This window comes from Epilithonimonas zeae (assembly GCF_900141765.1).
GTDB classification, from domain to species: Bacteria; Bacteroidota; Bacteroidia; order Flavobacteriales; family Weeksellaceae; genus Epilithonimonas; species Epilithonimonas zeae.
Map to the genome: position 1 here is coordinate 644,916 of NZ_FSRK01000001.1, position 25,021 is coordinate 669,936.

A 25,021-nucleotide genomic window follows, 5' to 3' on the forward strand; every position below is an offset into this window, starting at 1 on the left:
ATTAATATTTGATTCTTAAAGTTACAAGAAAAATGTATGCCATCTCTCGATTTTAAAGAAAAAATTTAGGGCGTGTCCTTTCCAACACATTGGCAGGGGCTGGGACCGCGCTGTCCACTATTATCTTTTTTGCCTTTCCCATAAGCCCAATCAAAAAAAGGATAACCGTTACCATCGCTCACGCGCTGCGCAGGGTAGAACCAGTCAGCAATTAATCCAATTTTGTCAACAGTTCAGCCAATTGTCTTGTCAATTCTTTTCTACTGAACTCATTGATATTAGCAGAATTCTGAATAGATTTTCCACTTTTCCAATCCTCATAAAGCGAATAAATAAAATCCTGGATTTCCATATTCTCAGAATAATCAAAGTGCTTTCCAGCATTGGTTTTATCGAGAATCGTTTCCACATCTGCATCTTTTGGACCAAACGAAATAATCTTTTTTCCGGTCGCCAGATATTCAAACAACTTTCCTGGGATAATTCCTTTAGAGCTTTCATTCGGAAAATTGGTAATCAACAACAAATCAGAGGTTTCCATTTCTTTAACAGAATCATTGTGAGCCAGATAACCAAGATTCCTAATATTATCTCTCAAAACCGAACTCTCAATGTCACTCAGAATTTTATCATCAACTCGTCCAACGAACTTCAATTCAAAATCCTTAGCAAAATCCTGATGTTTCTCACAAAGTTCAATCAAAGCTTTCCAAAGATTTTCCGGATTTCTCAATTGCTCCAAAACCCCGACATAACTCAACGTGAATCTAGGTTTGGGTGTTTTAGAGTTTGAGTGTTTCGGAGCTTCAGAAACTTCACCTTTATCAATCTCCAACGCTCCAACTCCCAAACTCTCCGACTTATCAAATCCATTCGTCACACAAAAAGCTTTTGCTCCATTTTTTCTGAAATTCTCAGCATCGGTATAACTTGTCGCCAGCGTTAAATCAGAATTTTCAAAAACAGATTTTTCAAGTTGTCTGTGTTTTTTATCAGAAGCTGAGGTTAATTTCAAATGTTTATAATAAGAAATCTCTGTCCAAGGATCACGGAAGTCGGCGATCCATTTCAGATTAGGCAATTCTTTTTTCAAACCCAATCCAATCAGATGAAGACTGTGTGGTGGACCAGTTGTAACGATTGTTTCAATATGATTTTCTACCAGATATTGTCTTAAGAATTCGATTGAAGGTTTCACCCAAAATTTCCTCGCATCTGGAATGAAAAAATTTCCTCTTATAAAAATGGAAAGCTTAGAGATAAAAGACTGATTTTTCCCAACATCAAATTGCCCACCTTTGAACTTCTTATTACTCTTACTGAATTTTTCTGCAATCTGATATGGCTCCCAAATATTGGTTTTTACAATCTTCAGATTTTCTGGCACTTCTTTTACCAGAGTATCATCTACCAAAGGATAACTTGGGTTTTCCGGAGTGTAAATAATTGGCTCAAAACCAAATTCGGGAAGATATTTGGCGAATTTCAGCCAACGCTGTACACCAGGTCCGCCAGCAGGTGGCCAGTAATAGGTAACAATTAATACTTTTTTCAATTTTTCCATTTTCAATTTTCAGAATGCCTGAAACTGTCCTGTAAATTTATTTGTTTTTGAACCGATTTCAAAATGATTTATAAAATATATATTGTTATAAAACCGTTGAAATATTGATCAACAGTAATTTATATCTATGGTATTATCTTTGCTCCGATTGATTTCTGTTAAAAAAGTAAATATGAAAAGATTAATTTTAATTCTGATGTTAATGGCAACAGGCTTAACATCTGGACTTTTTCAGGCGCAGATTAATGTCAATATTAATATTAACAGTCAGCCAAAATGGGGACCTTCCGGCTACGATTATGTGGAATCCTATTATCTGCCAGAGTATGACCTTTATTATAATGTTCCTAAGCGCGGCTATTATTACTCTTCTGGAAGCAGATGGGTCTTCTCGCCTGTTTTACCTGTGAGATACCGCCACATCGATTTATACAGGACGCACAAAGTTGTATTAGTCGATCGTTATCCTTACAAAAGACATAAAGTTCATTATAATCAGTATGCCAGCTACAGAGTCAATCACGCTCCACCAGTACTTGTAAGGCATTACAATGGTAATAATTATCATAAGAAAAATTTTAAGAACCATTACAAATCGCCTAAATATAAGTACGCCAAAGTTGGTCATCAAGGCAATTTCAATCGTGGGGAAAATAAACACTTTAAAATGGGAAACCATCCAAAACCAAATAAACATCACAAAGGCGGTCCGAGAGGACATAGATAATATAAGCAAACCTCAATTTTTTAATTGAGGTTTTTTTGTTCGAAATTTTCTATTAAAATTTTTAAGAATTTTCCTGCTGAGAATTTCTGCTTCAGCATTACATTCTGTAAATTTATCTGTTTTTAAAATGAGTTAAAATGATATATGAATCGGGGAAAAGCTTTTCTTCCAAAGACTACAAACAAGAGCAGATTGAGCAAGGCGATTACGAAGAATGCGATTTCACAGGAATCGATTTTTCAAACTATGATTTATCTGAGTTCAAATTTTCTAATTGCGATTTTGAAGATTGTGATTTGAGCAATGTGAAGATTCTTCAGACTGCTTTTAGAGATGTCATTTTTAAGAACTGTAAAATGATGGGACTTAATTTTGAAGATGCTCATTCCTTCAATATATCTTTTAGGTTTGAAGATTGTGTTCTGGATCATTCCTCCTTTTATCAGTTAGATATTCGGAAAACGATTTTTAGAAATTGTAGTTTAAAAGAAGTAGATTTTACGGAAGCAAATCTTTCCAATGCGTTTTTCGATAACTCTAATTTATCCAATGCTGTTTTTGACCGAACAATTTTAGATAATGCAAATCTCAAGAATGCCATCAATTATTCTATCAATCCCAATAAGAATCAACTCAAAAAAACCAAATTCGCAAAAGACAATCTCGCCGGATTATTAGACCAATTTCAGATAATTATCGAGTAAATTTGCACTTTAAAATTTCCTCTTCTCTGGAGGGTGACGGGGTGGTCAATAACATCAAATTAAATATCAATATGAAAAAATTACTATACGCAAGTTTCCTTTTATCTGTCACGGTTTGCGCACAATATAAAGACTTTAATCTTATCAAAGAAGTTAAAGTTAAAAACAAAGGCGTAGTTGTCTCAGCACATCCACTCGCAAGTGAGGCTGGATCAAAGATTATGAAAAAACGTGGAAATGCCTTTGATGCTGCTATTGCTACACAATTGGCTTTGGCAGTTGTTTATCCTCAGGCTGGTAATATCGGTGGAGGCGGATTTATGGTCGCAGTAACTTCCGATGGGAAAAAGTTAGCTTTAGATTACCGTGAAACTGCACCGTCTAAAGCTAGTTTTGATATGTACTGGGATAAAAAGGGAAATGCTAATACAGATTTGTCTCAATATGGCAGATTGGCGGTTGGTGTGCCTGGAAGCATCTCTGGGATGTTTGAAACTTTGAAATATGCCAAGCTTCCATTTTCAAAACTAATAGAACCTGCTATAGATCTAGCACAAAAAGGTTTTACGATTACCGAGCAGGAAGCAGATCTTCTCAACCGTCATCAGGATGATTTTAAAAAGCACAACAAAAACAAAATCGTTTTCATTAATGATAAAGGCTGGAAAGCAGGAGATTTGTTGATTCAACCGGAGTTGGCGGAAACTTTAAAAAGAATCCAAAAATCTGGAGAAAAAGAATTCTATGAAGGAAAAACAGCTGAATTGATTTTGGCTGAAATGAAACTCGGAAACGGAATTATTCAGGCAAAAGACCTTAAAAGTTATAAAACAAAAGAAAGAAAAGCGCTGTCGTTTGATTATAAAGGAAACGAAATCATATCGATGCCAATGCCTTCCAGCGGTGGAACTTTGCTGGCTCAGATGTTGAAAATGGCTTCTTATGAAGACCTTTCCAAATACCAGCAGAATTCGGCTGAAGCTGTTCAGATTATGGTGGAAGCGGAGCGAAGAGCTTATGCTGACAGGGCAGAATATATGGGTGACCCAGATTTTACAGCAGACAAAACCCAAATGCTTATCTCAGATGAGTATCTAAAAAACAGATGGAAATCTTTTAATCCTAATCAGGCTACATTAAGCAAAGATGTAGGAACCATTATCAATCAGCCAAAAGAAAGTACACAGACTACACATATCTCTATTTTGGACAAGTTTGGAAATGCTGTTTCTATTACCACAACACTTAATGGTTATTACGGCAGTAAAACGGTTGTTTCCGGAGCAGGATTTTTCCTGAATAACGAAATGGACGATTTCTCTATAAAACCTGGTGTTCCTAATATGTTTGGCGCAGTTGGTGGAGAAGCCAACAAGATAGAACCAGGAAAAAGAATGTTGTCATCTATGACACCTACGATAGTTCTAAAAGATGGAAAAGTAAAAATGGTTGTTGGAACTCCTGGAGGAACAACAATTCCTACATCGGTTTTTCAAGCAATTGTTGGTGTGATTGATTTTAAACAAAATGCTAATTTCTCTATTAATACGCCAAAGTTTCATCACCAATGGTTGCCGGAAGTCGTAAAAGTAGAATATAATTTCCCGGAAACTACAATCAAAACGCTTGAGAAAAAGAATTATAAATTCGAAAAAATCAAGCAGATAGGAAAGACAGAAATAATCCTCGTTGATGATAATCTGAACATACACGCTGTGGCAGATGGGAGAGGAGATGATTCTGTAGGAGTGGAATAAAAGTATTGTAAATATTATAGAAAATTGAATATAAGAATTGTTATAAATTTGCCTCTGATAGAAAACTAAGAATCAATGAATTTCGGACAACAAATGTTATTTTTCTTTAGTGCAATAGGAGCCTTTAATGGGCTTCTGTTGGGCGTTTATCTGTTGTTCTTTAAAAAAAAGAAATCTCTTCCCGATTTTTTCTTAGGATTAATTCTATTGACATTAAGTATCAGGGTAGGAATCACTGTCTGTATTTATTTCTATCCGGATTGGCCAAGAATAATTCCTAATTTGGGATTGTCGGCACTGTTTTTTACAGGACCGGCATTGTACTATTATATCCGTTCATCTTTTTTGAAGGAGCAATTTGATGTTAAAAGTGCTGTAAAATCCTTTGGTGTTTTGATATTGATCCTGTGCGGAGTCGGGATTCTGCATTTCATTTTTCCAAATGTTTGGAATAGGTATTTTGCAACATTTATTTATGGAATATGGACCATTTTCATTTTTCTATCCATTTACGATTATTACATACTTTCAGAAAAATACGCTAAGTCGAATCAATTTATCCTTCCGGTTTTGGTTAGCAATGCAATTATATTTCTTTCTTATCAGTTGCTTTCGACAGGTTGGATTCAGGTTTATTGTGCTGGTGGAAGCCTTGTGTTCTCATTTGTTTTGTATGCCAATTTTCTGGTTTTGTTTAATAAGAAATACCAGGCAAAAGTCGCAAAAGAAGAAACTAAATATTCCAATAAAAAAATATCCGATCTGCAGGCAGATAATTTTGTTTCAAAATTAGAAAAGCTGATGAATGCCGAAGAATTGTATAAAAATCCAAATTTGAAATTGATTGACCTTGCATTGAAAATGAATATGTCAGCTCATCAACTTTCTCAATTGTTGAATGATAATTTGGGAAAAAGTTTTTCTACATATATCAATGAATACAGAATTAATGAAGCCTGTGAAAAAATTGAAAATGGCTCTTATCTGAAAATTGAGGAGATAGGATACGAGGTTGGGTTCAACTCAAAATCTACATTTTTCTCCACTTTTAGGAAAATCAAGAACACCACGCCACTTTTGTACAAACAATCTCAAACGGTTTCTGAACCTAGGTTTCAGAGTTCAAATTTATAATTCTGTACTTCGGAATTTAAACTTCAAAACCTGATTTTTGTAAGTATCAGATACTTTTGGTCTCATAAAATTTAAAATTTATGAAAACCAGATCAGGGATTTTTTTTCTGTTATTATTCTCATTTTTTTCCAAATCACAGGAAACTGTAAAAAAGGATTCTTTAAAGAAAGATAATCAAAAGGACTCTCTTACAAGTATTTCGGAGGTTGTAATACAATCTTCCCGACGTATAAAACTGAATGACGGAAACATTGTAATGAATGTTTCAGGGAATAAAGACTTCAAAACATCAATGAATATGCTGGACGTTTTAAGAAAAAGTCCTGGCGTAACTGTCGATCAGGAAGACGGCATCTTTCTTGGCGGAAGAGTGAGTCCTGCTATTTTTATTAATGGAAAACCCGTTGTGATGAGCAGTCAGGAGTTGCAGTCTTACCTGAGATCATTGTCACCGGAAATGGTGGAATCTGTTGAAATAAACTCCAACCCTTCTTCAAAATATGACGCAGAATTTAAAGGGATTATCGATATTAAATTAAAAAAGAATACCAATCTTGGCTGGAGAGGTAGTTACATCGGGAATGTTTATGCCAACAAATTCAGCTACAGAGAAAATTCGCTCAACCTCTCTTACAATACTGAGAAACTGGTTTATAATCTTCAATTCGGTTACAATTATGGGATTTCAACGTATCGCTACAATGCATTACAGCGTTTGGCAAATACAAATGTGATGAGAACCAAAAACTATCAGGAAGATGATGCTGAAATCTATAATATTCAGGTAGGAATTGATTATCGACTGAACAATAAAAATAGGTTTGGAGTAAATGTTAGAGGTAGTTTCCGAGATAATTACCGGACACGATTGGGCTCATTGTATACCACGAATGATGATGAGACACAGCTTATTTTTAATACGGAAAGTAATAATCCCACTCATTATGCCCAAAATAATTATGGTATAACGACGGATTACTCTTTTCAAAATAAAAACTTTAAGCTCAGTTTTTTAGGTAATTATCTCTCGGTTGAAAATAAGCAAAAGGATGATTTTATCAATAAAGACAGGCCAACTTCAGAACTTTTATCCTATTGGAAATCGGATCTTTTAAATAAGATTAATATTTATACAGGACAAATTGATGTCTCTCAAAAGATTGGAAACTCTACCTTAGAAGCGGGTGTGAAATTCAGCGACACAAGTACGGATAATAATATAAAATATGATACTTTGTCGGTAAGTAATCAATTTATTTTTGATCCGAACCGAAGCAATATATTTTCTTATAAGGAGAAAATATTTGCTGGGTATCTCGCTTATAGTAAGAAATTTAATAAACTTCAGATCAACGCTGGATTAAGATTTGAAAACACAAAAAGTATTTCCAATGCCATCACCACAGATTCTATCGTATCAAGAAATTATTTGGAATGGCTGCCATCTCTGAGTACAAATTATGTATTTAATAAATCAAATGAATTATTCATCTCCTACAGCAGGAAGATTACCAGGCCGGTTTTTTCACAACTCAATCCATTCAGATTTTATTTCAGTCCACTCAATTACTGGATTGGTAACCCTTATCTACAACCATCTTTCACAAGCCAGATCAAAACAACGTATCGTTTTAAAAATTGGGTAACCAGTTTCACTGTCGGAAGAGAAAAAGATGTAATGACCCGATATCCGCTTTATAATCCCCAAACCAATGTCTTAGAATACTTAGGGACTAATCTCCCTTATAGGAATTTTGCAGTTCTGGAAACTAGCTTTCCTGTAAAAATAACCAAATGGTGGAATGTAAACAGTCAGCTTTCCGGATATTACAATTATGAATTCAGACCATATCTGGATGAAGTTTTTGCTTTGAAAATTTATAATTATGAAATTCGGTTGAATCAGGTTTTCTCTTTGTCGAAAGGATATACAATCAATGTTTTCGCAAATTATGAATCCAAAGGCGGCAATAGCTTATACATTATAAAACCACGATATACAATAGATCTGTCAATACAAAAACTATGGTTTGACAATAAACTGAATACGAAAATAGGCTACAATAATATTTTCAATTCCTACGATCAGCGTGTTGAATTCCGACACAAACGGATTATGGATAATCAATTCACACATTGGTGGGATACCCGAAAATTGCTTTTCTCTCTAAGTTATAATTTCGGAAGTTCAAAATATCAGGCAAAAGAAATTCAGAGAACCGAAGAAGAAAATAGAACCAGATAAAATAACAACACCTGCTATAATAAGCAGGTGTTGTTATTTTTAATATGAATATTTCAGGTAAATTATCTGGCGATATTCACAGCTCTGGTTTCTCTAATTACTGTAACTCTTACTTGTCCAGGATAAGTCAACTCATTCTGGATTTTTTCGGAAATGTCATAAGATAATTGGTAAGCATTTTCGTCATTCACTTTTCCGCTTTCTACCATCACTCTCAGTTCTCTACCAGCTTGGATGGCGTAAGCGCTTGAAACACCTTCAAAACTCAAAGCTGCAGCTTCAAGATCTTTTAATCTTTGGATGTAAGATTCCAAAACTTGTCTTCTTGCACCTGGTCTTGCACCTGAAATAGCATCTGCTACCTGGATGATTGGAGATAGGAGAGAAGTCATTTCGATTTCGTCGTGGTGAGCCCCAATAGCATTGATCACTTCTGCATTTTCACCATATTTCTCTGCCCATTGCATTCCTAGAAGTGCGTGAGGCAATTCTGATTCCTGCTCCGGAACTTTACCGATATCATGTAATAGACCAGCTCTTTTTGCTAATTTTACATTTAATCCTAATTCGGCTGCCATAGTTGCAGCAATGTTAGCTACTTCACGGGAGTGTTGCAATAAGTTCTGACCATAAGACGAGCGGAACTTCATTCTACCAACGATTTTTACCAATTCTGGATGTAAACCGTGGATTCCAAGATCAATGATGGTTCTCTTACCAACTTCGATGATTTCTTCCTCGATATGTTTTCTTGTTTTCTCAACAACTTCTTCAATTCTTGCCGGGTGGATTCTACCATCCGTTACCAATCTGTGTAAAGACAATCTCGCAATCTCTCTTCTTACGGGGTCAAAGCACGAAAGAAGAATGGCTTCCGGAGTATCATCTACGATAATTTCAACGCCTGTTGCCGCTTCCAAAGCACGGATATTTCTACCTTCTCTACCTATGATTCTACCTTTGATCTCATCAGATTCGATATTAAACACAGAAACTGAGTTCTCTACTGCTTGTTCCGTTCCAATTCTCTGAATGGTTTGGATAACGATTTTTCTGGCTTCATTCTTAGCATTCAGTTGCGCTTCTTCCATAATGCTCTGAACGTGAGCCTGAGCTTTGGTTTTAGCTTCAGCTCTCAAAGATTCTACCAGCTCGTTCTTAGCTTCTTCAGCAGAGTAGTTGGAGATTTTTTCCAGCATTTCTACTTTCTGAGCTGTTGCAACATCCAAATCGTGTTGTTTTTTCTGAACAATTTCCAGTTTTTTGTTGTAATCTGCAACTTGTCTTTCCAGGTCTTTTTCTAATTTTCCAGCTTTGCTAAGCTCGTCATTCAGTTTATTTTCTTTGTCTTTGGTACGCTTTTCAGCCTCCTGCATTTTTTTCTCTCTGTTGTTGATGTTGGCATCGTGCTCCGACTTCAGTTCCAGAAATTTTTCTTTGGCTTGCAGATGTTTTTCTTTTTTTACCGCTTCTGCCTGTACATTGGCTTTTTCTATAATGTTTTCGGCTGTTTTCTTAGCATCTTCTACAATGTATTGAGCTTTTGAATTGAGAGAACTTTTTCCGAAGAAAAGTCCTGCAACTGCTCCGATGATAAGGGCAACGACACCGATAATAATGGTAATTGTGTCCATAAAATTTATATATATTGAGTTTAATTGTCTCTTTTTAATTTGTAAAAAGTACCATGTAATGTGTACAATGACTTTTCAATCTTAATACTTTATACATTCTACTTTGTACAAAGTGCATAAAAAAACCTACAACAGTTCAGTTATAGAGTAAACTCCATAAAAACACGATTTGAACTGATTTTCACTCTCTGTAATCTGCGCAAGACAGCACGCCATCGAATGAACTTTCGTCCGGTAATTTTTAATTGTTGAGTTTACTTCTTTGTGTTAGAACTATTGTAGGCAGCTTGTAATAGAAAAAATTATTTTTCCAATTGCTCTAAGAGTGTATTGATTTTGGCAACACGCCCGTTTGTATTTTTAATATTTTTCTCGTTGTTTAAAGAATATACTTCTGCATTGGTTCCCAGTTTCAAAGCGCACATCGCAAGAGCATCCTGTTTATCTCTCACATCGAAGCTTGCCTCGAAATCCTTTATCATACTTTCTATCTGTTTCCCTACTTTACGCAAGGTTTCTTCTTCTGCAGCAGGCACGTTCAACGGATAATTTCTTCCGGCTATATTGATCGTTATTCTTCTGAAATCCATTGTTATAAACCGCTGTTTTGTAATTCAGAAACGCACATATCTATTTCTTTTACCAATCTGTTGATGTGATTTTTCATCAGTCGGTTGTGTTCTGCGTTTCCGGATATTGCTGAGTAGAGTTTTAATTCTTTATTTTCTTCTGCTAATATCTGGTTTCTGCGTTTTTCCTCGGCATATTCTTCCTTCACTTTTTGTAGCTCCTCAGCCGTTTCTGCGTGTTTTTCTGAAAGAGTCCTGAACTTTTTGTAAAGGTTCTGAATCTTTTTCTCTAAAACAGAAAAGTTGTTTTCTAATTCGCTTAGCATTACCAGAATTAAATTCTAACTTTTACAAAAATAAGAAAAATTAATGATGAATTAACACCTTATTCCTGTTTTGTGAAAATGAATGGGTTTGTGTTTGATTTATAAGGATTTAAAGTTGAATGAAAAAATGTACGGGAAAATAAATGGTTTCTAAAGTTTCTCTTTTTTTGGTAACGCCATTTTCTAATTGGCACCGCTGCGTGAGGGCGGAAGGCATTGTTGGAGCTCTCCCGATGAAACCTTGCAAGGTTTCATCGGGAAGCGACTGCCTGTAGACCGACCTGCTTGTCCCGATGCAGTCGGGATAAAAGGACACGCCCACAAAAAAAGCTTCCTTAATAGAAAGCTTTGTAGATTTTATTCGAATTTCAAAACAAACATAAATGCTCTGGTTTGCATTGTGGAAATGGCTGGTGTCCAATAAGGTGGTGTGGTTGCTTTGTCCTGAACTAACTCGTTGTTCGTAAAGAATGTTCCTCTGATTGCTGGCGTTAACTTAAATCTGCTAAAATAAAACTGAATTCCTAACTCTGCAGACCAACCGAAATTGTGAGTAGTTGTACGGAAAGTATTCACGCTGTTGTCGCCTTCGGAAGTTTCATTGGACTGAAGATTCATCATATAATTGACACCAACAGCGGCGTAAGGACGCGAGTTGTACCAACGGTCACCGTGGATTTCCAGCAAAATCGGAACATCTACATAAGTGGATTTTACAATTCTTTTCTGATCTACATCAGTTGGAGCGGTAATATTTGGTGTTATACTCCCATCAGGTAATGTAAATCCTCCTGGAAATGCTTCATTGACTTTGTCAAACGTATTGAAGGTCAAATCTCTTTGTACGAAATGTAAACCTGGTTCTATACGAAGATCTAGATAATAATTAAGCCTCATTTTTCCAATCAACCCGGCACCGAAGCTGTAAGTGGATTTGGATTCGACCAGATTTCTGTTGCCATCCATCCCATATTTTGGATTGAGAACCATTTTATAATCAAAATTATTACCAGCCAGATAAAATCCATAACTGAATTTTTCCAGATCCATTCCTTCTCTGTTTTCTTGTCTGTCTTTTGTTCTGAAAAGATTGTTGTAAGTCTGTGCCTGAAGGTTACTGCCCAGTATTATGGCAGATATTGATAATATTTTGATTAATCTTTGCTTCATCCTATTTTGTAGCTTTATAAATGGTGGCTATTCCTAAACTTAATTTTGTATATTCTACTTTTTTGAAACCTGTATTCAGAAGAATGGTTTTCATTTTTTCTCCAAAAGGAAAAGCGTTTACAGAATCCGGAAGATAGGTGTAAGCTCTGTTGTCTTTGGAAACCAAACGCCCGATCGCAGGCAAAATGTTCTTGAAATAAAACATATAAAAAGGTCCTAAAAATCCTTCAACTTTTGAGAATTCTAAGATATAAATACTTTTGTTTTCTTTCACCACTCTTCGTAGTTCTGATAATCCTTTTTCCAGATTTTCAAAATTTCTTACTCCAAATGCAACGGTAACGCCATCAAATTTATTGTCTTCAAACGGAAGTTGTTCTGCATCGCCTTTCTGCATGGTGATTTTGCTGTCAAGATTTTGTTTCTTGATTTTCTCGATTCCAACGTTCAGCATTTGTTGTGAAAGATCTAAACCAACAACGTTGGCATTAGTTCCCTTTTGAACGGTAATGGCTAAATCTCCGGTTCCGGTCGCTACATCCAAAACCAATTGTGGCTGGTCTTTTTTTAGCATATCTACCAACTTGTTTCTCCAAAGCACATCAATTTTCATTGATAAAACGTGATTCAAAAGATCATATTTTGGCGCAATGTTGTCAAACATATCTTCTACTTGACTTTTCTTGCTGTTTTCGGAGTTATATGGTGTTACGTTGTTGTGTTCCATTTTATAGTTGATAAATAATAATTGATAAACGGTTATTTAAACCGAATCATCAAAATTTGTAATAGTTGTTGTAATAATTGATAAAATCCTGCTTTCTGAAAATCTTTGATCTGCTTTCGATTTTTGCTACGTTTTTGATAACACGATCATAATCTTCGTCCAGATTGTAGTAGAAATCTTCAGAATATAGCTTGTTCATTTTCTTAACATCGCCAAGATAAAGTTTCTTGTCAATCTCCAAGCCTGGTTTTGTGGCCATCAAAGAATCTTTGTTTAAGCCATAACCATAGTACTGATTGTTGATGTAATAATCTTTGTGTGTGATATTCAGAAGACCTCTAACTTTGTTCACTGTGAAGGCAGAATCGTAAAGCATCTGCTTGTTCTGATCAAAAACCTGAATCTTATTTTTCCCTTTATTAAGGTCAACTTTCAGATATTGTCCGGCAGACAACACCTTTTCTTCGCCATTATTGACTTTGAAATAATAAGTTTCCGGCGTAGGATTATCTACCAAATAATAATTCGGTTTTGCCAAAAACAAAAAGTAAACAGCAAAGGCAAATCCCATTGCCAACAAAGAAAAAATCAAACCTTTTGTAGATGCGCTCAGATTTTTCATAGAGTGATTAAAGGTGCGAATTTACGTAATTTTTTCTGAGCTGTAATTCTGATATTAATCAACACTTTTGTTGCTGAAAAATAAAACTTCTGTGTCTCTCAGGTTTTCTATTTTTTGAGGATTGAAATTGAATTCCGGAGCTTTGGTTCCGTTTTTCAGATTAAGATTTGGATTTTTGAAAATCAAACTCTCATCCCAAAGATTTTGATTGATGAATTCCTGTAACGTAAAGCCTCCGCCTTCGATAATCACAGACTGAATTTGTAATTCATATAATTTTTCTAAAATCTGATTAATAGAGTTTTGCCTTTCTATTTTAATGAATTTTAGATTTCTATCTTCTAAATCTTTAACCGAATTAAAAATAATTGTTTCCGCTTCGCTATTATAAATATTAGAATTTTCAGAGACATCGAGATTGAAATCAATCAAAATTCTAATAGGATTTCGACCTTCAATTTCTCTCACAGTTAAACTCGGATTGTCGTGCAACGCAGTATTTTTTCCAACCAAAATGGCGTGTTCCTCACTTCTCATCTGATGAACAAATTGTTTCGAAAGCTTATTGCTGATTTGGAAGGGTTTAAAATCTTTGTCCATAAATCCATCCGCAGATTGTGCCCATTTCAAAATAATAAACGGACGTTTTTTCTCGTGATAAGTGAAAAACCGTTTGTTAAGTTGTCTGCATTCGTTTTCCAAAACGCTAGAAACAACTTCGATTCCTGCATCGGTAATGATTTTTTTACCTTTTCCATTCACTTTGTCGTGGCTGTCCATTGCGCCAATCACAACTTTTTTGAAACCGAGTTCCACAATTTTCAACGCGCAAGGTGGCGTTTTTCCAAAATGGGCACAAGGTTCCAATGAAACATAAATCGTAGATTCTGGAATCAAATGTTTGTCTTCGTCTTTAATGGAATTAATTGCATTGATTTCTGCGTGTGGTTCGCCTGCTTTCTTGTGAAAGCCTTCGCCGATAATTCGGTCATTATAAACGATTACCGAACCAACTAAAGGATTGGGGTAGGTTTTTCCTAAAGCTTTTTCAGCTAATTCGATACATCGTTTGATGTAAAACTCATCATCATTTTTAGCTTCTGACATCTTTACTCTGACTTCTAATAAAATTTATTTCTTCGGTTCTACCGCAGTCGGTTTGTAAGTTACCATCGGAACTGCAGTCGTAATGACCGCTTCCATCAGTCGACTTCTTTCTTTGGATAGAGCTTTGCTTGAGTATTTCAAATCGCCGGCAATTCTTTTTGAATAAGAAAAAATCACGAACGACTTTTTGCCATTGGTATCAAAATTTTTGAATCGATCAATATTATATTCTGCGTAAGATTCGCCTTCTTGCGGAACAACCGTTACGAGATAATCTACGATAATTTCCTTACCATCAGGGCTTTCTGTCACGCTCACAAAGGAATATTTGTCCTGAGTTCTTTCCTTTCTTTTCTCAACATATTCCACTTTTTGTTTGACAGCCGTTTCGATATCAATTTCTTTATCGAAGTATGAAATGTTAATGAGTTCCTTGTAATTTTTGAAATCATCATCTCTTAAAATATATTGCTGCTGCGCCCATGTCGCTGAGTTTTGCTTGCTCCAAGCCAGGAAATATTCATTGCCATTAAATGTCAACGGACCTGGAATATTCAGGCGGTCGATAACTTCCGTTGGAACTGCAGCTGTCGTTTCTTCGGTTTTAGTTTCCTGAGCGTAAACCAGAGATGAAAAAGCCAAACCGATTGAGATAGCCAGTAGATTTCTTATTTTCATATATTTTAGATTTGTTGTTTGTATCTAATATCTTTTAATTTATTTTTCAGAATCAATTTCCTTTAGAATTTGGTTAATCTGATTTAATGCATTTTGATATTCATCGATCAAGCCTTTGCTATTATAACTCAAATTAGAATAATTAGACTGCATTCTTTGACTTTTATAAAAATCGGATAAATTAAGATTACCAGGATCCGCATCTTTTATTTTCAGTTGTTCAGAATTTATAAAATTAACTCTGAATGTCAGATTAGGTAAAGTTTGCTGATAATATGCCAAAATTTGGTTCTTTAAAGAATCGTTTTCTATTGTTCCAATTTTACCACTTGATTTGAAACCTTCATATCTTCCAACATTGAAAGCAGATCCCAAAAGATAAAAATTTGAATGAGAGCCTACCAAACTGTCTGTTACAGATGTTTTTTGGTTTTTTAAAGAGAGAATAAATTTATAATCACTATCAAGACTTGACAATGTTTTTTTATTTTCTTCAATCAGTTTTGCATCTGCTTCCAGATCAGTTTTCAGTTCTTTTAGAAATTTGTTAGATTCTTTTTGCTCGTGTCTGTGCTCACTCCAGCCGTGAAGCCAAATAGAAAGTGATACTGCAAAAACAATAATAAAGATTTCGACAATGATTTCTTTAATTTTTTCGTTGACTGTATGTTTTGGATTTTTTACAGTTTTATAAATTTTTCTGGAATGTTTGCTGATTTCTTCTTGCATAAACTATTGTTTTTGTAGTTGTCAAAAAATTAAATTCTATTTTAATTCTTTCGGAATCTCACAAACAGGAATTGGATTCATCTTATGTTGAGTTGCTCTGTTGAATCTCAGATAGATTTCCATCACTTCTTTTTCTCTCCCGCTAAAATCTTCTGCATTTTTTCCTGCGATCTGCTGTTCCATTGCCCATTCCAATTCCGGATAAGTGGCGCCAATTTGATCTTCATCCGTTCTTTCAACTTCCCAAAGTCCGTCTGTTGGTTTTGCTTTTTGAATACTTTCAAGAATTCCTAATTCTTTTGCAATTTCGTAAACCTGAGTTTTATAAAGATCAGCAATAGGAGAGATGTCAACACCACCGTCACCATATTTTGTAAAAAATCCGACTCCGAAATCTTCTACTTTGTTTCCTGTTCCGGTTACCAATAATCCGTTGATTTGACCGTAATAATAAAGTGTTATCATTCTCAGTCTAGATCTTGTGTTGGCTTCTGCCAGATTTTTATTCGGCGAATCGTCTTTGTAGCCTTCTGTTGTTTTTTCAAAACTTTCAAAAGTTGGCGTAAGGTCAACTCGGAAACCTTCAACATTAGGGAAATTAGCTTTCAGAAAATCGATGTGATCTTGTGCTCTATCTACCTGATCGGGCTTTTGACGGATTGGCATTTCCAAAACCAAAGTTTGTAGTCCTGTTTTAGCTGCTAAAACTGAAACTACAGCGGAATCAATTCCTCCGGAAACGCCTACTACAAAACCTTTTGAGTTAGCTTTGGTTGCATAATCTTTTAACCAATTGACGATATGATCTATTACTTTTTGTGTCTGCATTATTTTTATTTTCTATTATTTTTTTCTAATTCGTACCAATTACAAATATCACCTTTATCAAAAAAAGTTCCCTTGTTTTCAAAACCTAATTTTGTGAGAATATGATTGGAAGATTCATTTCCAACATCAGCGTAAGCATAGATTTTATAAGCATTCAGTTGATTGAATCCAAAGTCTAAAGAAGCTATTGCTGATTCGGTTGCGTAACCTTTTCCCCAGAATTTGGGAAGAAAACGATAGCCTAATTCATATACATTTTTAAAACCGTTCACTTCATCAGTCAATAATTTAATTCCACACCATCCAATGAATTGATTGCTTTCATTTTCAATAACAGCCAATCTTCCGGTTCCATTATTTTTGTATTGATTCAGAATGTTATCAACCATTTTTGCGGATTCTTCTTTTTCCGTAATTGGCGAAACTCCAACATATTTCATAACATCAGGATTGCTGTCTAAAAGAAAAATGTTGTCAACATCTTCTTCTGTTAATTTTCTTAACATTAATCTTTCAGTAAATATTGGGAGCTTCATCTATTAAAATTGTATTTTTGCTGTTCGAAAATCTTAATGTAAAAATAATGAAGTTTTTCCGATATATCACGATTTCTGCAGTTTTAGTTTTTGGATTGAGTTCCTGCAAAAAAGAAAATGAAAACAAATGGAATGTCGAAATTAAAAATCCGGTTAAAAAAGTAGAAGTCACAGATTTGTCTGGTGAATTTTATAATTCTTCGGTTAATCTTGAAGATTTTAAAAATAAATATCCTTGGTTTCAAGGTTCTGTTCCTGATGCAGATTACGAAAGCAGAAGAAAGGATACAATGGAAGTTCGCATTTATAAAGAAGCGATTTCTAAGATTGATAAAACAAAACTGAATAAAGATTTGGTTGATCTTTTTTCACGTATCAAAAATTATTTCCCGAAGTTCGTTCCACCTCATATTTATCTTTATTCATCGGTTATTGATCCCCAAAATGTGACAGATCCGATATTCCTGAGAGAAGATCAGAATATGCTTTTTGTTGATATCACAGGTTTTCTAGGAAATGGAAACAAGAATTATAAAGGCTTGGAATTGTACTTTCAAAAATCGATGAATCCGGATAATTTAATTCCGAAGATTTCTGCTTTTTTTGCAGCGAGATTAGTTCCTGTGCCAGTAGATCAACAGAAATTTTTGGATCAAATGGTTTATCAGGGAAAGATTCAGATTCTTCAGGATGCATTTTTACCTAATGTTCCTGACTATTTTAAAATCAATTATACCAAGGAACAATACGATTGGGCGGTTGCTAATGAAGCCAACATCTGGAATTATTTTGTAGAAAGCGATTTGTTATTCAGTGCAGACCCGAATCTTTCAGAAAGATTTATCACACCTGGACCGTTTTCAAAATTCTACACAGAAGTGGATCGTGAAAGTTCCCCACAAATTGCAATTTGGACTGGTTGGCAGATTTGCAAACATTATCTGAAAGCACATCCAGAAGAAAAATTACAACTTTTTTTGAAAAAGAATGCAACAGAAATTTTCAATGGCTCGGAATATAGACCAAAATAGAGTCGGAGAGTTTTGGATTAAGTTTATGCTGAGCTTGTCGAAGCGCCTTTGTAAGCTTAAAAATAGTTAATTAAATAAAAAAATCTTTGTGAACTCTGTGTTCAAAAAGAAGTATCATATATTAAAGAATAGAATCAATGAAAAAATCAAAAATAGTTATTGATGTAGAGTTGGACGATAATCACGTTCCGGAAAAAATGTTTTGGAAAGCCGAAGATGGTGGCATCAAAAGGCAGGAAACCAAAGCAGCGATGATTTCAGTTTGGGACAGCAAAGCAATGGAGGCTTTGAGAATCGACCTTTGGACAAAAGATATGCCTGTTGACGAAATGAAGAGATTCTTCCATCAGATTCTGGTTTCTATTGGACATACTTACGAAAGAGCAACCAGCGAAGATGATGTAGCACAATGGTTGCAAGAAGTAGCTGAAGAGTTTGCTGTGAAATCAGCGATTAAAATGTAAATCGTAAAATAGTAAAACTGTAAAATCGTTTATATAAATATGTGATTTAGCAAATCATCAAATCAACGATTTTACGAATTAACAAATCAAAAAATATGAAATTCAATACAAAAGTTATACACGGTGGACAACACCACGAACCAGCAACTGGAGCGGTAAATGTTCCTGTTTTTTTAACATCGACATTCGCGCAAAAAAGTCCGGGACAATTAATTTCCGGCTACGAATATTCCAGAGGAGCAAATCCTACGAGACAAGCTTTAGAAGATTCTTTAGCAAGCATCGAAAACGGAGCTAGAGGTTTAGCTTTCGGTTCCGGTTTGGCTGCAATTGATTGTGTTTTGAAATTATTAAATCCAGGCGACGAAGTGATTGCTGTCGATGACCTTTACGGTGGTTCTTACAGAATGTTCACAAGATTATTCGAGAAATACCAATTGAAATTTACATTCATCGGTTTTGATAATGTTGAGGAATTGGAAAGTGTTATTACTGATAAAACCAAATTAATCTGGCTAGAAACTCCGACCAATCCTTTGATGAAATTAGTGGATATCAAAATGGTCGCTGATGCTGTAAAAGGGAAAGATATTTTGGTAGCTGTTGATAATACATTTGCAACGCCTTACATTCAGAAGCCTTTGGATTTAGGAGCTGATATTGTGATGCATTCTGCGACTAAATATTTGGGTGGACATTCTGATGTGATTGCCGGTGCTTTAATTGCAAAAGATGCTGAATTAGGAGAGAAATTACATTTTATCCAATTTGCGAGTGGTGGAATTTTAGGCCCTCACGATTCTTATTTGGTCTTAAGAGGAATCAAAACTTTGGCGCTTAGAATGCAAAGACATTCTGATAACGGTTTTGAGATTGCAAAATATCTTGAGAATCATTCTTTGGTAGAAAAGATTTATTATCCGGGGTTATCGTCTCATCCGCAGTACGATTTGGCGACAAGACAAATGACGGAATTTGGTGGAATGGTTTCTTTCACTTTCAAATCCGGAAAAAAAGATGACGCCATTAAATTCTTGGAAAATATCAAAGTTTTCACTTTGGCAGAATCTTTGGGTGGAGTAGAATCGTTAGCGAATCTTCCTGCAATGATGACGCACGCTTCAATCCCTGAAGATAAAAGAGCGGTTCTAGGAATCACGGATGATTTGGTGAGATTAAGTGTCGGAATCGAAGATGCAGAAGATTTGATTGCTGATTTGGAACAAGCGTTTAACTCAATAAATGATTAATGATAATTAATTTAATTTCTATCATTTATAAATTATCATTCATCAATTATAATTAAAATATGACTTTTCGTGATGCGACTTTAGATGACCTTCCTAAGATTGTGGAAATTTATAATTCTACGGTTGCATCTCGATTGGTTACTGCTGATTTGGAACCTGTTTCTGTCGAGAGCAAAATCGATTGGTTTCATCAGCATAACTCTGAATTTCGTCCACTTTGGATAGTTTTGGATTCGGAGAAAAATATAGTTGGTTGGGTAAGTTTTCAGGATTTTTACGGAAGACCAGCTTATCAGAAAACGGCTGAAATCAGTATTTATATTGATGAAAAATATCGGGGAAAAGGCTTGGGTAGATTGATTCTGGAATATGCCATCGAAAAGTCCAACGACCTCGGAATAGAAAATCTTTTGGCTTTCATCTTTGCACACAATCTTCCGAGTCTGACTTTGTTTGAGAAATTCGGGTTTGAATTATGGGCCAATCTCAAAAATATTGCAGAATTGGACGGCGAAAAGAGAAGCCTTATTATTCTCGGAAAAACTATCAAAGACTCAAATCATTAAATGGAAAACATCGCTTCTTGTTGTTATTGGATTATTTCAGCTCTGGCGATTTTGTCGGTATTGATTCCTGCTATCAAAAACACTTATTGGACTTTTAGGGTTTTCGATTATCCTCGATTTCAGAAATTTGTTATTCTTTTAATCCTCATTTTCGCGTGGTTTTTCACTTTCGAAAATCCAAATATTTATGAATATTTAATTCTCATTATTGAAGTAATTTGTGCAGGATATTTGTTCTATATCATCTTGCCTTACACAGATTATGGGAAAACGATGATTGATAAAACTCAACCAAATCCTGATGAAAAAGTTTTAGATATTCTCGTTTGTAATGTTTATCAGCATAACAGGAATTATCAGAAGTTAATTGATTTAGTAAAAGAAGAAAATCCATCCGTTTTATTTTTTCTGGAGACTGATGAAGAATGGCAAAACGCTTTAAAATCGGTTACAAAACATTACGAATATAAAATTGAAGTTCCTCTCGCCAACACTTACGGGCTTTTGTTTTACAGCCATTTTCCGGTTAAGAATTACGAAATTAATTATTTGATTGATGACGATATTCCGTCGATTGTGGCGGATTTGGAATACAAAAATCAAGTTGTCAGATTATTTGGAATTCATCCAACACCGCCGGTTCCGCAGGAAAATCCTGAAAGTACGGAACGTGATGCGGAGATTCTTTTGGTTGGAGAAAAAGCGAAAAACTATGGCAAACCTTCCATTGTTTTCGGAGATTTGAATGATGTCGCTTGGTCCAGAACGACTAAATTATTTCTAAAATCCAGCGGGATGCTCGACCCGCGACGTGGACGAGGAATGTTCAATACGTTTCACGTCAAATATTGGTTTCTGCGTTGGCCTCTTGACCACTTTTTCGTAAGTCCACATTTCCGACTAGTAGATATGAAAAGAATGAAATCTGTTGATTCTGACCATTTTCCGATTTGGATTTCGTTGGTTGTGCGAAATGAGGATAAAGAAGACCAATTCGGTATTTCTAATGAAGAACAAGAGGAGGTTTTTGAAAAAATAGAAGAAGGTATCGAGAAAGGCGACGCTAATTAGAATTTTTTAAAAGAAAATTTCACGCAGATTTCGCAAATTGGGCAGGTTTTTGATGATTTGCTAAATCTAGAAAATCAGCGAGAAGTAATTTTAATTTTTGCTGATTCTTTAATTTTAAATTAAATCTAAAATTTATGAAAAAACTGATTCTTGCTTTCGCAGTTTTCTTTTGTTTCCAATTTTCTTTTGCTCAGAAATCTGAAGCTAATCCAATTTATATTGTTGATAACGTGATTGTTTCTAATGTGTTGCTTCACAGTTTCAATCCAAATGATATAGAAAATGTTCAGGTTTACAAATCGCCATCTTCGCAAATCGAACAATATGATGACCTCGTAAAAAATGGTTTGATTAATATTATAATGAAAAAGCCTCAAGCTATCGAAAAAGTAACAATTGCTGAAGCTAAAACAAAATTGAATCTCACTCAAGAATCAAGATTTTTTCTGAATGATATCGAAGTTCACAACGAGTCGATTCTAATTGCGGAAGACCTTTTGAAAAAAGCCAGAATTCTACAGCCTGATAAGAAATTCAATAATTATAAAGTTCCTGCAGTCAACATAGAAACTAATTAAAACCATTAATAAAAATTTCAATTCAAATTTCTATACTCATTTGGGCTTAAGCTAATTTTTTGATTAAACAATGTCGTAAAATGCTGAGAGAATTATCAGTAGAACTATTTCCCAACTGCAATAACAAAAAAAGGATAGCTCTTCTATCTCTTACGCAGAAAAAGTCCGCTCGACAATTCGTAAAGCGGACTTTCTTGAAAATTTGTTTTGTATTCGTTAGATTTTAAATCCTCCGGAAACTTCGATTCTCTGTGCATTAATCCATTTAGAATCATCTGAACAAAGGAACGCGACCACGCTTCCGATATCATCTGGCAAACCAACTCTTCCCAAAGCTGTTTCAGACGAGATATGGTTGTTCAAATCTGCCACATCACGCACAACGCCGCCTCCAAAATCAGTTTCAATCGCACCAGGCGCAATGGAGTTCACTCTGATTTTTCTGCTTCCTAATTCCAAAGCCTGGTATCTTGATAAAGAATCAATTGCAGCTTTCATTGCTCCATAAGCAGAATATCCAGCGAAAGAAAATCTTGCCAAACCAGAAGATGTGTTCACAACGCTGCTTCCGTCATTCAGTAATGGTAATAATTTTTGAGTTAAGAAATATGGACCTTTGAAATGGATATTCGTCATCGCATCCAAAATTTCCTCAGTTGTTGTTTCAAAACTTTGATTAATTCCGATTCCTGCGTTGTTTACCAAAGCGTCCAATTTTGCGGAAGCAAACTGAGTGTCCAAAACATTTTGTACTTCCGTTGTAAATTGGTCAAAACCTGAAGTTGTAGAAATATCCAAAGGCAATGCGTACGCTTTCTGTCCGATGCTTTCGATTTGCTTTACAACTTCATTTGCTGCTTCTTTTTTTGTTTGATAAGTGATTATAAGGTCGAATCCTTTTTTTGCCAGTTGTAAAGCTGAATCTTTACCCAATCCACGACTTCCGCCGGTTACTAATGCTATTTTACTTGCCATGTTTTAATGTTTTATTTAATGGTACAAAGTTGAAAAATTATGGCATCAGGTTATTTGTATAAATCAAATCGATATTTGTGAAAATCAAACAATCATTAATTCTCGGTAATGCTGTGGCGACTGTTGGCTGTGTTTCTTGAAAAAGTTAGAAAAATGCGCGACTTCTTCAAAACCTAATGTGAAAGCAATTTCAGAAATATTCCATTGGGTTTGAGTTAATAATATTTTAGCTTCCTGGAAGATTCTGCTTCCTATTATTTCTCCGGTCGTTTTTCCGGTTGTTTCCTTTAAAACTCTATTCAAGTGGTTCACATGGACTCCCAATATTCCGGCAAAATCGGCAGGTGTTTTCAGTTGCAGAAGCTGACTGATGTTTTCGATGGGAAACTGTCTTTCCAGTAATTCGATAAATAATGTTGTGGCTCTGGAAGCGGCAGTTTTATTATTTTCAATGGGCTGAATTGGTTTTAATTTCTGGCCAAAATGAATCAGTTCCATCACATAATTTCTCAACAAATCATATTTATATAGATAATCCGACTTGATTTCTTCGTGCATTTTCAGGAATATAGCTTCGAACTGATGATATTGTTCTGTAGTAATCTGAAAAATAAAATCGCTGTTTGCAGAGAACACTGGAAGATTATCAAGTTCTAATCCAATCTTAGTAGTTGGTAAAAAATCTTTGGTAAAAACACAAAAATGTCCAGATTGGTCTGTACAGAGATGCGTGTAATTGTAAGGAATTTTTGGTGATGCAAAAAGAACGGCGCAATCTTCAATCTGGATTGTTTTGTCTGCATATTCCACTTTGTTCTTACCATTAATCAAACTTATTTTGTAGTAAGTTCTTCTGTTGTAGGGCATTTCGGTTTTCGATTTACAGCTTCTGTAAATTTCAGAAATATCAAAAACATTAAAGTGACCAATATCCTTATTAATATTTTCATTTAGGAATTGATTGATATCTGGACAAGTATCTCCAAGAATATCCTGATAAAATTCTTTGATGGTAATAGAACTCATTGTATTTGTAAAAATCAAAGATACGAGTTTGGAATTGATTTCAGAAGATATATTAGTTAATAGAAAATTCTATTTATATATAAAATTGAATCATTCCGTCATTTTGGCTACAACCAAACTCATTTTGGCAACATTTTGCTTGCTGCTTCTGCGGACATTTGTATTATAAAATTTAAACAAAATTTACAATGCAAAAAACAATTTTCATCACTGGCGCATCATCAGGATTAGGTAAAGCGACAGCCAAATTATTTCAGTCAAAAGATTGGAACGTCATCGCAACAATGAGAAATCCTGAAAAAGAAACCGAACTTTCTCAATTGGAAAATGTAACCCTGCTTCCATTGGATGTTACGAACTTGGAGCAGATTCAGGAAACGGTAAAAAAGGCAATTGAACATCATACAATTGATGTGGTTTTCAACAACGCAGGTTATGGTTTGATTGGCGCTTTGGAAGCTTTGACCGACGAACAAATCGTAAAACAATTAGACACCAATTTACTTGGAGTAATTCGTGTGACGCAGGCTTTCATTCCTTATTTCAGAAAAAATAGAAACGGATTATTTATCACAACGACTTCGATTGGCGGACTTCTGACTTTCCCTCTGGATTCGCTTTATCACGCTACAAAATGGGCTTTGGAAGGCTGGAGCGAGAGTATGTCTTTTGAATTGGCTTTGCATAATGTTGGCATCAAAACCATTGCGCCGGGCGGAATTAAAACTAATTTTGCAGGAGAATCATTAGCTGTTGCCAATCATCCGGCTTATGAAAACGGAATGCAGAAATTATTTGAACTGATGAATCCTGAGAACTTCGAACCGGTAGAATGGATTGCGGATGTGGTTTATGAAGCGGCGACAGACGGGAAAAATAAGTTACGATATGTAACTGGAGAATTTGCGAACCAGTTGTACAATCGTCGTTTGGAAATCGGTTCCGAAGCTGCAGTTCAGGAAATGAAACAGATGGTTTTTGGAAGTTTACTCAACTAAAAAA

The 25,021-nt window shown here is 35.1% G+C and carries 26 protein-coding genes; 12 read left to right on the forward strand and 14 right to left on the reverse strand.

Annotation, left to right across the window (positions count from 1 at the left end; all coding sequences use genetic code 11):
- Positions 1 to 211: 211 nt before the first annotated feature.
- Positions 212 to 1,564 carry a glycosyltransferase family protein gene (locus BUR19_RS02880; protein WP_074233416.1) on the reverse strand — a complete coding sequence of 451 codons (1,353 nt, stop codon included), beginning with the start codon at positions 1,562 to 1,564 and terminating at the stop codon, positions 212 to 214.
- 172 nt (positions 1,565 to 1,736) lie between these two features.
- Here BUR19_RS02880 and BUR19_RS02885 point away from each other — a divergent pair, with 172 nt between their 5' ends.
- The 5 genes from BUR19_RS02885 (at position 1,737) to BUR19_RS02905 (ending at position 8,132) form a co-directional block, all read left to right on the forward strand.
- On the forward strand, positions 1,737 to 2,291 hold the full coding sequence (locus BUR19_RS02885; RefSeq protein ID WP_139297248.1) for a hypothetical protein: 555 nt from the start codon (positions 1,737 to 1,739) through the stop codon (positions 2,289 to 2,291).
- Positions 2,292 to 2,428: 137 nt separating this feature from the next.
- Positions 2,429 to 2,995, forward strand: coding sequence for a pentapeptide repeat-containing protein (locus tag BUR19_RS02890; protein ID WP_074233418.1), 567 nt, complete (start codon positions 2,429 to 2,431; stop codon positions 2,993 to 2,995).
- Between the two features lie 71 nt (positions 2,996 to 3,066).
- On the forward strand, positions 3,067 to 4,752 hold the full coding sequence (ggt, locus tag BUR19_RS02895) for a gamma-glutamyltransferase (RefSeq protein ID WP_074235518.1): 1,686 nt from the start codon (positions 3,067 to 3,069) through the stop codon (positions 4,750 to 4,752).
- Positions 4,753 to 4,827: 75 nt separating this feature from the next.
- Positions 4,828 to 5,886, forward strand: a complete 1,059-nt coding sequence (locus tag BUR19_RS02900) for a helix-turn-helix domain-containing protein (RefSeq protein WP_074233419.1) — start codon at positions 4,828 to 4,830, stop codon at positions 5,884 to 5,886.
- 80 nt (positions 5,887 to 5,966) lie between these two features.
- Positions 5,967 to 8,132, forward strand: coding sequence for a TonB-dependent receptor domain-containing protein (locus BUR19_RS02905; protein WP_074233420.1), 2,166 nt, complete (start codon positions 5,967 to 5,969; stop codon positions 8,130 to 8,132).
- A gap of 62 nt (positions 8,133 to 8,194) precedes the next feature.
- On the opposite strand, the gene rny is transcribed toward BUR19_RS02905, so the two are convergent.
- The 11 genes from rny to BUR19_RS02960 all read right to left on the reverse strand — a co-directional run bounded on the left by rny (position 8,195) and on the right by BUR19_RS02960 (position 17,028).
- Positions 8,195 to 9,766 (reverse strand): ribonuclease Y, encoded by a 1,572-nt coding sequence (gene rny, locus BUR19_RS02910; RefSeq protein WP_074233421.1) that lies wholly within the window; start codon positions 9,764 to 9,766, stop codon positions 8,195 to 8,197.
- Positions 9,767 to 10,068: 302 nt separating this feature from the next.
- A complete protein-coding gene (locus BUR19_RS02915; RefSeq protein WP_074233422.1) occupies positions 10,069 to 10,356 on the reverse strand; it encodes a cell division protein ZapA in 288 nt (95 codons plus the stop codon).
- Positions 10,357 to 10,358: 2 nt separating this feature from the next.
- Positions 10,359 to 10,661, reverse strand: a complete 303-nt coding sequence (locus BUR19_RS02920) for a hypothetical protein (protein WP_074233423.1) — start codon at positions 10,659 to 10,661, stop codon at positions 10,359 to 10,361.
- Between the two features lie 357 nt (positions 10,662 to 11,018).
- On the reverse strand, positions 11,019 to 11,831 hold the full coding sequence (porT, locus tag BUR19_RS02925) for a type IX secretion/gliding motility protein PorT/SprT (RefSeq protein WP_074233424.1): 813 nt from the start codon (positions 11,829 to 11,831) through the stop codon (positions 11,019 to 11,021).
- Between the two features lies 1 nt (position 11,832).
- Positions 11,833 to 12,558 (reverse strand): bifunctional demethylmenaquinone methyltransferase/2-methoxy-6-polyprenyl-1,4-benzoquinol methylase UbiE, encoded by a 726-nt coding sequence (gene ubiE, locus BUR19_RS02930; RefSeq protein ID WP_074233425.1) that lies wholly within the window; start codon positions 12,556 to 12,558, stop codon positions 11,833 to 11,835.
- 49 nt (positions 12,559 to 12,607) lie between these two features.
- On the reverse strand, positions 12,608 to 13,180 hold the full coding sequence (locus BUR19_RS02935; RefSeq protein ID WP_074233426.1) for a hypothetical protein: 573 nt from the start codon (positions 13,178 to 13,180) through the stop codon (positions 12,608 to 12,610).
- A 54-nt stretch (positions 13,181 to 13,234) separates the two neighbouring features.
- Positions 13,235 to 14,287, reverse strand: a complete 1,053-nt coding sequence (gene ribD, locus BUR19_RS02940; RefSeq protein ID WP_074233427.1) for a bifunctional diaminohydroxyphosphoribosylaminopyrimidine deaminase/5-amino-6-(5-phosphoribosylamino)uracil reductase RibD — start codon at positions 14,285 to 14,287, stop codon at positions 13,235 to 13,237.
- A 24-nt stretch (positions 14,288 to 14,311) separates the two neighbouring features.
- Positions 14,312 to 14,965 carry a hypothetical protein gene (locus BUR19_RS02945; RefSeq protein WP_074233428.1) on the reverse strand — a complete coding sequence of 218 codons (654 nt, stop codon included), beginning with the start codon at positions 14,963 to 14,965 and terminating at the stop codon, positions 14,312 to 14,314.
- Between the two features lie 39 nt (positions 14,966 to 15,004).
- Positions 15,005 to 15,694 (reverse strand): hypothetical protein, encoded by a 690-nt coding sequence (locus tag BUR19_RS02950; protein ID WP_074233429.1) that lies wholly within the window; start codon positions 15,692 to 15,694, stop codon positions 15,005 to 15,007.
- A gap of 36 nt (positions 15,695 to 15,730) precedes the next feature.
- On the reverse strand, positions 15,731 to 16,522 hold the full coding sequence (gene nadE / locus BUR19_RS02955) for an NAD(+) synthase (protein WP_074233430.1): 792 nt from the start codon (positions 16,520 to 16,522) through the stop codon (positions 15,731 to 15,733).
- A gap of 5 nt (positions 16,523 to 16,527) precedes the next feature.
- Positions 16,528 to 17,028: a GNAT family N-acetyltransferase gene (locus BUR19_RS02960; RefSeq protein ID WP_245799010.1), complete on the reverse strand. Its 501-nt coding sequence runs from the start codon at positions 17,026 to 17,028 to the stop codon at positions 16,528 to 16,530.
- 77 nt (positions 17,029 to 17,105) lie between these two features.
- Between BUR19_RS02960 and gldB the strand changes: the two genes are divergently transcribed.
- The 6 genes from gldB to BUR19_RS02990 all read left to right on the forward strand — a co-directional run bounded on the left by gldB (position 17,106) and on the right by BUR19_RS02990 (position 22,018).
- The gene (gene gldB, locus BUR19_RS02965) at positions 17,106 to 18,089 is read left to right on the forward strand and encodes a gliding motility lipoprotein GldB (RefSeq protein WP_074233432.1); all 984 of its coding nucleotides are present in this window, start codon (positions 17,106 to 17,108) and stop codon (positions 18,087 to 18,089) included.
- 137 nt (positions 18,090 to 18,226) lie between these two features.
- On the forward strand, positions 18,227 to 18,553 hold the full coding sequence (gene gldC, locus BUR19_RS02970) for a gliding motility protein GldC (protein WP_074233433.1): 327 nt from the start codon (positions 18,227 to 18,229) through the stop codon (positions 18,551 to 18,553).
- Positions 18,554 to 18,648: 95 nt separating this feature from the next.
- A complete protein-coding gene (locus BUR19_RS02975; RefSeq protein WP_074233434.1) occupies positions 18,649 to 19,803 on the forward strand; it encodes a cystathionine gamma-synthase in 1,155 nt (384 codons plus the stop codon).
- Between the two features lie 59 nt (positions 19,804 to 19,862).
- Complete coding sequence (locus tag BUR19_RS02980) at positions 19,863 to 20,369, forward strand: GNAT family N-acetyltransferase (protein ID WP_074233435.1); 507 nt, start codon at positions 19,863 to 19,865, stop codon at positions 20,367 to 20,369.
- Complete coding sequence (locus BUR19_RS02985) at positions 20,370 to 21,440, forward strand: endonuclease/exonuclease/phosphatase family protein (RefSeq protein ID WP_074233436.1); 1,071 nt, start codon at positions 20,370 to 20,372, stop codon at positions 21,438 to 21,440. It abuts the gene before it with no gap.
- 134 nt (positions 21,441 to 21,574) lie between these two features.
- Complete coding sequence (locus BUR19_RS02990; protein WP_074233437.1) at positions 21,575 to 22,018, forward strand: SusC/RagA family TonB-linked outer membrane protein; 444 nt, start codon at positions 21,575 to 21,577, stop codon at positions 22,016 to 22,018.
- Between the two features lie 216 nt (positions 22,019 to 22,234).
- Here the strand turns inward: BUR19_RS02990 and BUR19_RS02995 are convergent, their stop codons facing one another.
- Positions 22,235 to 22,993 (reverse strand): SDR family NAD(P)-dependent oxidoreductase, encoded by a 759-nt coding sequence (locus BUR19_RS02995; protein WP_074233438.1) that lies wholly within the window; start codon positions 22,991 to 22,993, stop codon positions 22,235 to 22,237.
- Between the two features lie 84 nt (positions 22,994 to 23,077).
- On the reverse strand, positions 23,078 to 24,019 hold the full coding sequence (locus BUR19_RS03000; RefSeq protein ID WP_074233439.1) for a helix-turn-helix domain-containing protein: 942 nt from the start codon (positions 24,017 to 24,019) through the stop codon (positions 23,078 to 23,080).
- Between the two features lie 188 nt (positions 24,020 to 24,207).
- Between BUR19_RS03000 and BUR19_RS03005 the strand changes: the two genes are divergently transcribed.
- Entirely contained in the window at positions 24,208 to 25,017 is an 810-nt protein-coding gene (locus tag BUR19_RS03005) for an SDR family oxidoreductase (protein WP_074233440.1), read from the forward strand.
- The last annotated feature ends 4 nt before the right edge of the window (positions 25,018 to 25,021 follow it).

Excerpts from the sequence above, each read along its gene's own strand:
- BUR19_RS02880 (WP_074233416.1), bottom strand. The coding sequence starts at position 1,564 with ATGGAAAAATTGAAAAAAGTATTAATTGTTACCTATTACTGGCCACCT.
- BUR19_RS02885 (WP_139297248.1), top strand. The coding sequence starts at position 1,737 with ATGAAAAGATTAATTTTAATTCTGATGTTAATGGCAACAGGCTTAACA.
- BUR19_RS02890 (WP_074233418.1), top strand. The coding sequence starts at position 2,429 with ATGATATATGAATCGGGGAAAAGCTTTTCTTCCAAAGACTACAAACAA.
- ggt (WP_074235518.1), top strand. The coding sequence starts at position 3,067 with ATGAAAAAATTACTATACGCAAGTTTCCTTTTATCTGTCACGGTTTGC.
- BUR19_RS02900 (WP_074233419.1), top strand. The coding sequence starts at position 4,828 with ATGAATTTCGGACAACAAATGTTATTTTTCTTTAGTGCAATAGGAGCC.
- BUR19_RS02905 (WP_074233420.1), top strand. The coding sequence starts at position 5,967 with ATGAAAACCAGATCAGGGATTTTTTTTCTGTTATTATTCTCATTTTTT.
- rny (WP_074233421.1), bottom strand. The coding sequence starts at position 9,766 with ATGGACACAATTACCATTATTATCGGTGTCGTTGCCCTTATCATCGGA.
- BUR19_RS02915 (WP_074233422.1), bottom strand. The coding sequence starts at position 10,356 with ATGGATTTCAGAAGAATAACGATCAATATAGCCGGAAGAAATTATCCG.
- BUR19_RS02920 (WP_074233423.1), bottom strand. The coding sequence starts at position 10,661 with ATGCTAAGCGAATTAGAAAACAACTTTTCTGTTTTAGAGAAAAAGATT.
- porT (WP_074233424.1), bottom strand. The coding sequence starts at position 11,831 with ATGAAGCAAAGATTAATCAAAATATTATCAATATCTGCCATAATACTG.
- ubiE (WP_074233425.1), bottom strand. The coding sequence starts at position 12,558 with ATGGAACACAACAACGTAACACCATATAACTCCGAAAACAGCAAGAAA.
- BUR19_RS02935 (WP_074233426.1), bottom strand. The coding sequence starts at position 13,180 with ATGAAAAATCTGAGCGCATCTACAAAAGGTTTGATTTTTTCTTTGTTG.
- ribD (WP_074233427.1), bottom strand. The coding sequence starts at position 14,287 with ATGTCAGAAGCTAAAAATGATGATGAGTTTTACATCAAACGATGTATC.
- BUR19_RS02945 (WP_074233428.1), bottom strand. The coding sequence starts at position 14,965 with ATGAAAATAAGAAATCTACTGGCTATCTCAATCGGTTTGGCTTTTTCA.
- BUR19_RS02950 (WP_074233429.1), bottom strand. The coding sequence starts at position 15,694 with ATGCAAGAAGAAATCAGCAAACATTCCAGAAAAATTTATAAAACTGTA.
- nadE (WP_074233430.1), bottom strand. The coding sequence starts at position 16,522 with ATGCAGACACAAAAAGTAATAGATCATATCGTCAATTGGTTAAAAGAT.
- BUR19_RS02960 (WP_245799010.1), bottom strand. The coding sequence starts at position 17,028 with ATGTTAAGAAAATTAACAGAAGAAGATGTTGACAACATTTTTCTTTTA.
- gldB (WP_074233432.1), top strand. The coding sequence starts at position 17,106 with ATGAAGTTTTTCCGATATATCACGATTTCTGCAGTTTTAGTTTTTGGA.
- gldC (WP_074233433.1), top strand. The coding sequence starts at position 18,227 with ATGAAAAAATCAAAAATAGTTATTGATGTAGAGTTGGACGATAATCAC.
- BUR19_RS02975 (WP_074233434.1), top strand. The coding sequence starts at position 18,649 with ATGAAATTCAATACAAAAGTTATACACGGTGGACAACACCACGAACCA.
- BUR19_RS02980 (WP_074233435.1), top strand. The coding sequence starts at position 19,863 with ATGACTTTTCGTGATGCGACTTTAGATGACCTTCCTAAGATTGTGGAA.
- BUR19_RS02985 (WP_074233436.1), top strand. The coding sequence starts at position 20,370 with ATGGAAAACATCGCTTCTTGTTGTTATTGGATTATTTCAGCTCTGGCG.
- BUR19_RS02990 (WP_074233437.1), top strand. The coding sequence starts at position 21,575 with ATGAAAAAACTGATTCTTGCTTTCGCAGTTTTCTTTTGTTTCCAATTT.
- BUR19_RS02995 (WP_074233438.1), bottom strand. The coding sequence starts at position 22,993 with ATGGCAAGTAAAATAGCATTAGTAACCGGCGGAAGTCGTGGATTGGGT.
- BUR19_RS03000 (WP_074233439.1), bottom strand. The coding sequence starts at position 24,019 with ATGAGTTCTATTACCATCAAAGAATTTTATCAGGATATTCTTGGAGAT.
- BUR19_RS03005 (WP_074233440.1), top strand. The coding sequence starts at position 24,208 with ATGCAAAAAACAATTTTCATCACTGGCGCATCATCAGGATTAGGTAAA.